The following is a 10,854-nucleotide window of genomic DNA, read 5'->3' as shown; positions in this document are numbered from 1 at the left end:
CATATGCTGTTTAACCAGCGTCTGATATCGGCGGGTAAGGCGAGAGTCAATCCCGCCAACAGATAGGTTGAAATCATTCTGCAAAGTAATAACAGGTATCACGATAAATGTGTAGATACCTATGCTTTATAGGGTTTAATGTCGTCCACGATGCGGATGTTGAGGTTGACCTGGTCCAGGCGCAACGCTTCGGCCAGCCAGGTCGGCCCCTGAATGACGAATAAATAGAAGTATTCGGCGGTATCCAGGAAGGCGTCTTGATAGCCGAGTTCAGTTTGCAGCGCCTGAACTTCATCGCGCGGGTAACCCGTGACGATGCGGTCCACCAGCGTCGAGCAGAAGGTATTGCTGTCGTTCAGCCAGCCGACGAATTCCGCCGGCAGCGCCCACAGGTCGGCATAGCGCAGCACCATGTCGCGCAGCGCGTCACCGTTGTAATCGATGAGCTCGCAGGGGATAAGCACCCAGCCTTTATCCGCCGCGCCGTCAAAATGGCAGAAGCGCTCGTAAAGCAGGCGCGTCAGTTTGCCGGGGTAGCTTTGCGGCGGCGTATCCTGCAGCCGATCGCCCGCGTTAAAACTGATGCCGGCTTCGGTGGTGTTGGAAAAGACAAAACGAATATTGGCATCATGGGCCAGCGCCAGATAGTCATCGAACTGGCGGTAAACATTGATCTCACGGTTGACCGAGCGGATAACGCGCGATTGCCGCACCGCTTCGCCCTGTTCGTTCAGGCCGCGGATAATCGTGGTATACAGGCCGTCCTGGGTCGACAATGACGGTGGGAAATCGGTATCAATCGGGCGCACAACCACGACGCCGGCGTCGAGGTCGGTTTGTTCGTTCAGCAGATCCAGCTGCCAGTCGACAAAGGCGCGCAAAAAATTCCCTTCGCCGAACTGGATAACGCGGTTGGTGTACTGGCGACCGGGAAAATTTTGACGATTTAGCGTTTGCATTCGGGGGTTACCTTTATATAAAGCCGATGCCGGACGGGCCAGGGGCCCGTCCAACGTCATCAGAGTTCAATGGCAAAGTAGTTTTTAGCGTTGTCGAAGCAGATGTTCTTCACCATCTCGCCGAGCAACTGCATATCCGCCGGCGCTTCGCCCTGTTCTACCCAGTGGCCGATCATCCGGCACAGAATGCGGCGGAAGTATTCGTGACGGGTGTAGGACAGGAAGCTGCGGCTGTCGGTCAGCATGCCGACAAAGCGGCTGAGCAGCCCCAGATTGGCCAGTTGCGTCATCTGCCGTTCCATGCCGTCCTTCTGATCGTTGAACCACCAGCCGGAACCGAATTGCATTTTGCCGGGCATGCCTTCGCCCTGGAAATTACCGACCATGGTGCCGATGGTTTCGTTGTCGCTCGGGTTCAGGCAATAAAGGATGGTTTTCGGCAGCGCATCGTTTTTCGCCTGCGCGTCCAACAGACGGGACAGGTTTTGCGCCACCGGTTGATCGTTGGCGGAATCGAAACCGGTATCGGGGCCGAGGAGTTTCAGCATGCGGCTATTGTTATTGCGCAACGCGCCGATGTGATACTGCTGTACCCAGCCGCGGCGGGCGTACTCCGCACCGAGGAACACCAGTACCGCGGTCTTGAACTGGGCGATTTCCTCGGCGTTCGGCAGCGTGCCGTCCAGGCGACGGGCCAGAATGCCATCCAGCGTGTGCGTATCGGCTTCGCCATACACCACGACGTCGAGGGCGTGGTCAGAGACCCGGCAGCCGTGCGCGGCGAAGTGATCCAGACGTTTCGACAATGCGTCGCAAAGAGCGTTAAATCCGCTGATAGCGGTGTCTGCCGCGCCTTCGAGTTTCTTCAGATAATCGACATAGCCTTCGGCTTCAATATTGAAGGATTTATCCGGACGCCAGCTGGGCAGCACTTTAATAGCGAAGCTGCTGTCTTGCGCCACGGCTTTATGATGGCGCAGGTCATCGATCGGATCGTCGGTGGTGCCGACCATTTTCACGTTCATCTGTTGCATGATGCCGCGGGCGGTAAAGTTATCCTGCTCCAGCAGGGCGTTACCACGGTCCCAGATTTGCCGCGCGGTCGCCGGCGATAATAAGGTGTCGGTAATGCCGAACGGACGGCGTAACTCCAGATGGGTCCAATGATAGAGCGGGTTGCCGATGGTGTGCGGCACGGTCTGCGCCCAGGCTTCAAATTTTTCCCAGTCGCCGGCGTCGCCGGTACAAAAACGTTCGGCCACGCCGTTGGTGCGCATCGCGCGCCATTTATAGTGGTCCCCTTTCAGCCAGATGTCGTACAGGTTTTTAAACCGGTAATTCTGCGCGATCTGTTCCGGCGGCAAATGGCAGTGATAATCAAAAATCGGCTGGTCTTTCGCATAGTCATGATACAAACGGCGGGTGAATTCGCTATCCAGCAAAAAATCTTCAGTTAAAAACGCGGTCATAACAGGCTCCTCACCTTCGTTTTTTTAAGCTATGTTTCCAAAATGTTGAAAGATGTTATACCAATTTAGGACCAACTGATTGGATTTCAAGCCCTGTCGTAGCGAACACCCTTCATGAATCAACAAAAATGTCACATTTTTGCGCCAAAACCGGGGTAAAGGCCGGTTGGCGGGACAGAATTATTATCCATTAAATTATTAATGGTTTTTGTGATGGTCCTCAACTTTTAAATCTGTATGACAAGTTATCGTAACGCCGTTTTCAGTCAGGACTCAAGTTTTGTTTATTGGCGAGGACCGCAGGGCGTTTAGCGACACCCAAGCGGGGTGGGTGCGATTCAGAAGAGCCGGCGGTTAACCGGCCCGCTGAAAAGCCGCACCGACAGGACGCAACACCCTGGGCAGCCTGATAAAAACGATACCTAGGGGAACACCCTACGTTGGGTTCTCTATATCTCACCGTCGAGCCACCGACCGAGCAGTTGGATTGACGGCACTACTATTGGGAGAAGTTTTAATGCGTAAGATTAAAGGGTTACGCTGGTATATGATCGCCCTGGTCACCGTAGGCACGGTGCTGGGCTACCTGACGCGTAACGCCATTGCGGTGGCGGCCCCGACGTTGCAGGATCAACTGCACATTACCACTCAGCAATACTCTTATATTATCGCCGCCTATTCCGCCTGTTATACCATTATGCAACCGGTAGCGGGTTATGTCCTGGATATGCTGGGTACCAAGGTCGGCTATGCGGTATTCGCGATAATGTGGGCGGTGTTCTGTATGGCCACGGCGCTGGCCAGCAGCTGGGGCGGTTTGGCTATTGCCCGCGGTGCGGTGGGGATGGCGGAAGCTGCGATGATCCCGGCCTGCCTGAAGGCCAGCAGCGAATGGTTCCCGGCCAAAGAGCGCTCCATTGCGGTCGGCTATTTTAACGTCGGCTCCTCCATCGGCGCCATGGTGGCACCGCCGCTGGTGGTCTGGGCGATTATGATCCACAGCTGGGAAATGGCGTTCATCATTACCGGCGTATTGAGTCTTATCTGGGCACTTTGCTGGCTGGTATTCTATAAGCACCCGAAACAGCAGAAGAAATTGTCGGACGAAGAACGCGATTACATTCTTGGCGGTCAGGAAGCCCAGCATCAGGTCGACAACGGCAAAAAAATGAGCGCCTGGGAAATCCTGCATAACCGCCAGTTCTGGGGTATAGCGCTGCCGCGTTTCCTGGCTGAACCGGCCTGGGGGACGTTCAACGCCTGGATCCCGCTGTTCATGTTCAAGGCATATGGCTTCAACCTGAAAGAGATCGCCATGTTCGCCTGGATGCCGATGCTGTTCGCCGATCTGGGCTGCATCGTCGACGGCTACATGCCTCCGTTCTTCCAGCGTGTCTTTGGCGTGAACCTGATCGTCTCGCGCAAACTGGTGGTGACCCTGGGCGCGTTCTTGATGATTGGCCCCGGCATGATCGGCCTGTTCACCAGCCCCTATGTGGCTATCGGCCTGCTGTGCATCGGCGGTTTCGCCCACCAGTCACTGTCGGGTGCGCTGATTACCCTGTCTTCGGATGTCTTTGGCCGTAATGAAGTGGCTACCGCCAACGGCCTAACCGGCATGGCCGCCTGGCTGGCCAGTACCCTGTTCGCCCTGGTGGTCGGGGCGCTGGCGGACACGATCGGCTTTAGCCCGCTGTTTGCGGTCCTGGCGCTGTTCGATTTGTTAGGCGCCCTGTGCATCTGGACCATTCTGAAAAACCGTCCGGTGGATGAGCTGGAATCACAGAGAACCCCGGCGACCGTGTAACGCCGCCCAGGCGCGCCAGCGCAGGCTGTCTGCCTGGCGCTCCTCTTCTCTGCCCCGCTCCCCGGCGACGGTTTTACACCGCGCCGGGGATTTTTATCCTCGCGCCGTGAGGAAGTTAAAGAACCGTAAGACCGGGTAGCGCATCTGGCCGATGACCGCGAAAAGTGGTATAACAAATACGTGCCGGCACCCCTTTTGTCCTGTCGGCACCGGCCGCTGAACCTCAGCGCCACCCTTTCTCTGTATTGTGAAGAGCATGCAAAATGGAACCCACTGAAACCCGCAGATTATACCAGCAGCTGGCGGCCGAACTGAAACGGCGCATCGAATCCGGTAGTTATCCGGTCGGCGAGAAGCTGCCGGCGGAACGTTATATCGCCGAGGAGATGAACGTCAGCCGCACGGTGGTGCGGGAAGCGATCATCATGCTTGAGGTGGAAGGCTATGTGGAAGTACGCAAAGGCTCGGGTATCCATGTCATCGCCAATCAGCAAAAACACCTGCTCTTGCCCGCAGGCGAAACTGAGGCTGCGGCGCCCGGTCCGTTCGAGATGCTGCAGGCGCGACAGCTGATCGAAAGCAACATTGCCGAATTTGCGGCGACCCAGGTGTCGAAACAGGACATTGTCCTGCTAATGGAAATCCAGGAAAACGCGCGTCAGGAAGACCGATTCCGCGATTCGCAATGGGACTTGAAATTCCACGTTCAGGTGGCGCTCGCCACCGGCAACAGCGCGATGGCGACCATTGTGGAACAGATGTGGACCCAGCGGGTGCATAATCCCTACTGGATCAAGCTACATGAGCATATCGACGACAAAGCGATAGAAAGCTGGTGCGTCGATCATGACCAAATCCTCAAGGCGCTGATCCGTAAAGATCCCTACGCCGCCAAACTGGCGATGTGGCAGCATCTGGAAAACACCAAGCAGATGCTGTTCCATGCCACCACCGACGATTTTGAATCCAGCGTCGACCGCTATATGTTCAGCGACAACCCCGTGGTGCACCTGGATAGCGTGGCCAACGGGGTAAAATGACAGGCGTACCGCCGCAGGCTTAGGCCTCAAGCGTCAGCAGGGCGAACGTAGCCAACCAATGGGCGCCCATGTAGTTGGTGTCCAAATGCGCCAGCGCGGCATGCAGATGCGTCGCCGCCACCTGCTGTATCCAGTGATCCGGCGCCGTTGTCAACCGCCGGGCCAGGGCGCGCCAGCACCAGGCGCGGCTGAGGTTCAACCCGTCAAGATGGGCAATCTTAGGGTCAAAGCGGTCGCTGACGAAGACCGGGGTAAAGAGCGTCGCCGGCTGGCGTGCGCCAAGCTCAGGCAAGAACCCCTGCCACCAGGCGCTGAACTCAGCGTCCGCTAAACAGCGGGACATATAAACCGCTTCAATCAGGGTCGGCGATAAAAACTCATCCCCCGCCGGCTCCCAGACCTGACAGGCGCGATCGCCGCCGAACCAGCGTTTTCCTCCCTCCACCAGCACCGTTTCCAGCGCCGTGTCCTGCCGCCAGCGCGCGTAATCCAGCGCCAATACCCCGGCAAAAGCGCTATTAAAGTGGGTGCCGGTACGGATAGGGTACGTTTGCAGCGGCCAGAATTTTTTGAAACTCGCCGCCATATGATCCGCCAGCGGCGCCAGCGCGTGGGCGTGGGGGCGCAGACGATCATCGTGCCCGGCGCCGAGCTCGACCACCAGTTTCAGCAGCCAGGCCCAGCCGTAGGGCCGCTCAAAGCTGCCGCGATTAGGTTGCACAAAGTAGGCCAGCTCTTGCGCTATCGCGTCGGGTGTCAGGCGGCGGGTAAACAGCGCCCGGGCCGCCTCCGCTTCCGCCAGCCGGGGAAAGCGGTGGGCAATGCGCGCCAGCAGCCAATAGCTATGCACGCAAGAGTGCCAATCATAGCTGCCGAAGAACACGGGGTGCAGACCGCGCGGCCCGTCGATGTCCCGTTCGTCCTGCAGATTGTGCATGATGTGGTTGGGATACTCGCGCTCCACATGCCCCAGGGCGATGCGCGCCATCGCCGCGGCCCGTTCGTCGTCCAATAAAAACGCTTCGCTTTGCAGGGTGTTCATTCATTTTTCCTTATTTTCCGGGCGGGTTCAAAAACGGAACACCAGCAGGGACATCAAAATAATATTGATAATTAACAGCATGATGGCGGTGGGGAACTGGACTTTAATCACCCCATGTTGATCGGAAAGCTCCAGCAGCGCCGCAGGGACAATATTAAAATTGGCCGCCATGGGAGTAATCAATGTGCCGCAAAAGCCGGCCAACATGCCGATAGCGGACATAATGGCCGGATTGCCGCCCATATGGCCGACGATGATAGGCAAACCGATGCCCGCGGTCATGATGGGAAAGGCCGCAAAGGCGTTGCCCATGATAATGGTAAACAGCGCCATGCCGATGCAATAGGTGGCCACCGCGACGACGGGCAGGCCCAGCGGGATGACATCGGTAATCAGCCCAGCCACCAGCTTGCCCACGCCGGCCAGGGCGAAAATTCCCCCCCAACGCCGCCAGCATCTGCGGCAAAACGCTGGCCCAGCCAATGGCGTCCAGTAGCCGTCTACCCTCGTGCATCGCGCTGGCGGGCGTTTCATGTAGCATCACCAGCGCCGCGAAAAAGGCGACGATAATCCCCAAACCGAGTGCCGCCAGCGTGGAAGAGCCGGCGGGTATCAGCAGCGCGCCGTTCCAGGTCAGGCTCTTGAAAGCAAAGGTGCCGAGCAATGTCACCAGTGGGATCAGCAACGCCGGAATAAATAGCCGGTTGCCAAAGCGGCTGGCGCGCACTTCTCGCTGCTCCAGGGACGTTTCCGCTTTGCCGCTGCGGCCAAGTCCGCCGAGGCCCGCGAGCAGGACCATGACGATCACCAGTATTCCATTAGCCAGCGCCGGTAAATAACTGCCGAAAATGAAGATAATCGCATTAATGCCCCAAAAACCGGCACTTTTCCAGCGTTTCGCGTTAGAACTATCACGTAGGTTTATTATTGCAGTGGCGGCAAACATGATGCCCACCAACAAATACAGGGCGTCCAGAATGGTCATCATTTATGCTCCCCGACCGGCCGCGATTTGCTTTGCGCCGTATAGCGCCGGATAAGCGCACGCTGGTAAAACGTTACGCGGGCGCTATGAATGATAAAGGCAAAAAAGGCGGTGGGGATGGCCCAAACGGCAAAATGCAACGGCTCGATAATATAACCATTTTGCTCCATAAACCCTTTCATCAATAAGATAGAGCCGATGGCGATAAATATGTCTTCCCCAAAAAAAACGCCGATATTATCGACCGCTGCACAGTGTGCCCGGATTTTTTCACGTTCCGCCTGAGGTAAATCCCCCAAACGTTTGCGTGCCGCCCCTTCGGCCATTGGCGCTATCAACGGGCGCACCATTTGCGCGTGGCCGCCGAGCGCGGTCAAGCCCAACGCGGCGGTCAATTGCCGCATCAGCATATACAATATCAAAATGCGCGACAGAGACGCGGCGTGGATGCGCGTGACCAGGCGCTGCGCCTGCTCGCGCAGACCACTGCGTTCCAGCAGGCCAATGACCGGCAGCGCCAGCCAGATTAGCGCCATATAGCGATTTTGCACATAGGCGGTGCCGAAATCGCTGACGACCGCGGGCAAATCCAGACCGCTGGTCAGCCCGGTGATGAGTCCCGCGAGCGTCACAACCACTAATGGGTTAAAACGCAGCGCAAAGCCGAGAATAACAATAACAATGCCTATTAAAGGCCACATAACGATACCCCGATAAATAGTGTGAATTGCCTTTACCCGTAGAGTGAAGGTGTCAGGAATAGCCCTCCCCAAGCCAACCCGGACAACGGGTAATATCCTTTCTAAGCTATTTTCTCGGTTATTGGAATATTTAATTAGCGTTCCTTCTTTAACAGAATAAAAAGTACGCATTTGCGCCAAAGCATAATCTGCGTGGCGGGCAGCGAAGCGCGGAATTATCGCCGTCGCGCGGCAGCGGTTAGTATCACCGTCAAGAAACCGATACAGGCTTAATTATCCTTTAGGCGAGAAAGTCTGCCGGCATAAATATCTTTACCGCTGGTTTTTTATGCTAATTAAACGCTGTACAGCGCCGCAAATATGCCACGCTTAGCCACACTCACCGGCGGTGATATTTTGCCGGCTAACCGCTTTAGGTCGGCCCGCTAAATTATCACGCGGCGCTTGACTCCCCCCGCCCAGCCATTCGCTGTCGCGGGTCCGTAGACATCCAAGGCGACCGGCGCCGCCGTGGCGCGGCAAAACAGGCTCCCCCCTATGTCACGCCGCCGGGCGCGCGGCGGGGCCGGCACTAAGTCAGTAACCGTGAGTTTATGTCAGCGGGTGTAAAACTCATGTCGCAGGGCGAATTTTTAACGTCAAAAGCGCTCATTGCGGCGTATTTTCGGCTATATTTCACTGTCTCAATGGAGATGCTTTTGTTACAGTATGGATGAATTATTTACACTTTCGCCGGTTCGCCAGCCGCCGCATCGCGGCCGGTTTTGCCCTCGTTTTAAACGCAGGGACGGGTTTTGCCGGCGCGCTGCGAAGCGTTAACCCAAGGTTCACGGCTAATAAGCGTCAACGCCGAAGCGCCAACGCACATACGCCCGCTTCTTCTTTTTCGACTTGGCGGCGGGCAGCAGCATGACACGCCGTCATTGGTTGAGAATACACAATGGATATCTTTAAGGAACTGTTGCACGCCCTCTGGCAACAGGATTTTGAAACACTTTCCGATCCGAGTCTGGTTTGGACCATTTATGTACTGGTGTTTGTCATCCTTTTTTTAGAAAACGGGCTACTGCCTGCCGCCTTTTTACCCGGCGATAGTTTACTGATATTAATTGGTGTGCTGATTGCCAAGGGGACGCTGAATTTTCCTCTGGTGCTGTTGCTACTCACCGTCGCCGCCAGCCTGGGCAGTTGGATAAGCTATCTACAGGGGAAATGGCTGGAAAATAACCGGGTGGTGAAAAGCTGGCTGGCCCATCTGCCGGCGCACTACCACCAGCGGGCGCACCGGATGTTTCACCGCCACGGGCTGTCTGCTTTGCTTATCGGTCGCTTTATCGCTTTTGTACGCACGCTGCTGCCGACCATTGCCGGCTTGTCCGGTCTGGGCAATTCACGTTTCCATTTCTTCAATTGGATCAGCGCCTTTTTGTGGGTATTTATCTTGACGCTGGTGGGGTTTATCCTCGGGAAAACGCCCGTCTTCCAGCGCTACGAAGAGGAGCTGATGCTATGTCTGATGTTGCTGCCGCTGGCGCTTCTGACGATTGGGTTGGTGAGTTCGCTGGTGGTCATCTGGCGCCGCAAACGGCTTACCGATTCGGATAAGGAACAATGAAAAAGTCAGGTTGTATTGGCTTTATAAAACGCTTCCGCCTCGGTCTGCTGGTCGTGGCCGTGCTGGTGTCGCTGACGCTATTATTGCCGGCCCTGTGCCATGACGACAGCACGCTGCAAATCACCGTGGCTCGCGAACGCGGTTCGCTACCGGACGGCTTTTTTCTTTATCAGCTCCTTGAGGATCGCGGCATACGGGTGAAAAGCATTACCCCCGCCAAAGACAGTATGATTATTCATTTGGACACCCCGGAACAAGCACAGGCGGCGCAGCTGGTATTGCAGCATCATCTGCCGGAAGATTATGCGATACTTAAAAGCCGCCGCTACAGCGGCTGGCAGTGGCTTTACCGCCCGTCCGACGACGAGGAGCGCCTGGGGTGAGCGCCCCTGGTTATCTTGCCCCGGCATTACGCCCTGCGGCGGGGCGCCGCTGCCCTATCCCCGGTGCGGCGGCCCTGTCCGGCGACCGCGTCCCTAACCGGATTAACCCTAAGAAATTGTTACCACTTTTTTGCCCTTTGGCGGATCCGGGGCTACGCTTACCTTAAGCGCTAAACATCAGAAGCCCTTCTGGCTTTTAGCATGACGACCGGCTTTATCGCACACAGTGCAGTGACCTATCAACCTGCGCTACGCCGCAATAGGCCGCGCTTCATGCCCAGACCCTGTCGCCGGGAGGCGCTAACGGCGCCAGCAGCGTCCTCGGGCATGACAGCGCCAGACGTAGCAGGGTTAAAAATAATTAATGATTGGTAAGGTGGGACAAGGGATTTTTTACACCAGCCCCCGATGCCAAAACGTCGAAGGAGTCTAAAAATGGTCAAAGATGCCACTTCTGAACATTTACGTGCGGAATTGAAATCACTGGCGGACACGTTGGAAGAGGTTCTGCGTGGTTCGGCCCAAAAGCCCAAAGCAGAGTTTGAAAAATTGCGTACCAAGGCGGAAAGCGCGCTGAAGGATACCCGCAGCCGTCTCGGCGATGGCGGTGAGCGTTTGGCGGAGCAAACCCGCGTGGTCGCGACCAAGGCAGATGAATACGTACACGAAAATCCCTGGGCGGGCATTGGCTCGGCGCCGTGGTCGGCTTTATCCTCGGTGCACTTATGAATCACCCCGGATAAATTAGAGTCTATACTTTAAAAGTGGAGGTCTCTATGACAACGACCAAACGTTACTCTCCGGAAGTCCGTGAACGGGCAGTTAATCTAGTGCTGGAAACTCAGCATGAGCA

General features: G+C 56.3%; 8 protein-coding genes and 3 pseudogenes. 5 read left to right on the top strand and 6 right to left on the bottom strand.

All coding sequences use genetic code 11. From position 1 onward, the window contains the following. Positions 1–125: 125 nt before the first annotated feature. Both CINSTRO3249_RS07965 and uxaC read right to left on the bottom strand, forming a co-directional pair. Positions 126–959, bottom strand: a pseudogene (locus CINSTRO3249_RS07965) (tagaturonate reductase); the annotation flags it as partial. A 59-nt stretch (positions 960–1,018) separates the two neighbouring features. Next, on the bottom strand, positions 1,019–2,428 hold the full coding sequence (gene uxaC, locus CINSTRO3249_RS07960; protein WP_074012882.1) for a glucuronate isomerase: 1,410 nt from the start codon (positions 2,426–2,428) through the stop codon (positions 1,019–1,021). A gap of 517 nt (positions 2,429–2,945) precedes the next feature. On the opposite strand from uxaC, the gene CINSTRO3249_RS07955 reads away from it, so the two are divergent. Beyond that, complete coding sequence (locus tag CINSTRO3249_RS07955; protein WP_074012881.1) at positions 2,946–4,235, top strand: MFS transporter; 1,290 nt, start codon at positions 2,946–2,948, stop codon at positions 4,233–4,235. Between the two features lie 263 nt (positions 4,236–4,498). Continuing rightward, the gene (exuR, locus tag CINSTRO3249_RS07950; protein ID WP_074012880.1) at positions 4,499–5,275 is read left to right on the top strand and encodes a transcriptional regulator ExuR; all 777 of its coding nucleotides are present in this window, start codon (positions 4,499–4,501) and stop codon (positions 5,273–5,275) included. Between the two features lie 19 nt (positions 5,276–5,294). On the opposite strand, the gene CINSTRO3249_RS07945 is transcribed toward exuR, so the two are convergent. The 4 genes and pseudogenes from CINSTRO3249_RS07945 to CINSTRO3249_RS07935 form a co-directional block, all read right to left on the bottom strand. After that, a complete protein-coding gene (locus tag CINSTRO3249_RS07945) occupies positions 5,295–6,317 on the bottom strand; it encodes a DUF2891 domain-containing protein (RefSeq protein WP_074012879.1) in 1,023 nt (340 codons plus the stop codon). A gap of 27 nt (positions 6,318–6,344) precedes the next feature. After that, complete coding sequence (locus CINSTRO3249_RS18015; RefSeq protein ID WP_371441374.1) at positions 6,345–6,734, bottom strand: 5-oxoproline transporter, DUF979 family subunit; 390 nt, start codon at positions 6,732–6,734, stop codon at positions 6,345–6,347. 85 nt (positions 6,735–6,819) lie between these two features. Then, a pseudogene (locus tag CINSTRO3249_RS18010) lies at positions 6,820–7,263 on the bottom strand (5-oxoproline transporter, DUF979 family subunit); the annotation flags it as partial. A gap of 38 nt (positions 7,264–7,301) precedes the next feature. Then, positions 7,302–8,003 (bottom strand): DUF969 domain-containing protein, encoded by a 702-nt coding sequence (locus CINSTRO3249_RS07935; protein WP_074012878.1) that lies wholly within the window; start codon positions 8,001–8,003, stop codon positions 7,302–7,304. Between the two features lie 940 nt (positions 8,004–8,943). Here CINSTRO3249_RS07935 and CINSTRO3249_RS07930 point away from each other — a divergent pair. The 3 genes and pseudogenes from CINSTRO3249_RS07930 to CINSTRO3249_RS07920 all read left to right on the top strand — a co-directional run bounded on the left by CINSTRO3249_RS07930 (position 8,944) and on the right by CINSTRO3249_RS07920 (position 10,744). Then, a complete protein-coding gene (locus CINSTRO3249_RS07930; protein ID WP_074012877.1) occupies positions 8,944–9,618 on the top strand; it encodes a DedA family protein in 675 nt (224 codons plus the stop codon). After that, positions 9,615–10,001 (top strand): EnvZ/OmpR regulon moderator MzrA, encoded by a 387-nt coding sequence (gene mzrA / locus CINSTRO3249_RS07925; protein ID WP_074012876.1) that lies wholly within the window; start codon positions 9,615–9,617, stop codon positions 9,999–10,001. Before CINSTRO3249_RS07930 ends, mzrA begins: the two co-directional genes overlap by 4 nt. Positions 10,002–10,436: 435 nt before the next feature. Further along, positions 10,437–10,744: pseudogene (locus CINSTRO3249_RS07920) on the top strand (YqjD family protein). The last annotated feature ends 110 nt before the right edge of the window (positions 10,745–10,854 follow it).

The sequence above is a fragment of the Candidatus Sodalis sp. SoCistrobi genome, assembly GCF_900143145.1.
Classification (GTDB): Bacteria; Pseudomonadota; Gammaproteobacteria; order Enterobacterales; family Enterobacteriaceae; genus SoCistrobi.
This window is presented reverse-complemented; position numbering and strand designations above follow the sequence as displayed.

Bases quoted from the DNA above. Each gene is read 5' to 3' on its own strand.
- uxaC (WP_074012882.1), bottom strand. From the start codon at position 2,428: ATGACCGCGTTTTTAACTGAAGATTTTTTGCTGGATAGCGAATTCACC.
- CINSTRO3249_RS07935 (WP_074012878.1), bottom strand. From the start codon at position 8,003: ATGTGGCCTTTAATAGGCATTGTTATTGTTATTCTCGGCTTTGCGCTG.
- exuR (WP_074012880.1), top strand. From the start codon at position 4,499: ATGGAACCCACTGAAACCCGCAGATTATACCAGCAGCTGGCGGCCGAA.
- CINSTRO3249_RS07930 (WP_074012877.1), top strand. From the start codon at position 8,944: ATGGATATCTTTAAGGAACTGTTGCACGCCCTCTGGCAACAGGATTTT.
- mzrA (WP_074012876.1), top strand. From the start codon at position 9,615: ATGAAAAAGTCAGGTTGTATTGGCTTTATAAAACGCTTCCGCCTCGGT.
- CINSTRO3249_RS07945 (WP_074012879.1), bottom strand. From the start codon at position 6,317: ATGAACACCCTGCAAAGCGAAGCGTTTTTATTGGACGACGAACGGGCC.
- CINSTRO3249_RS07955 (WP_074012881.1), top strand. From the start codon at position 2,946: ATGCGTAAGATTAAAGGGTTACGCTGGTATATGATCGCCCTGGTCACC.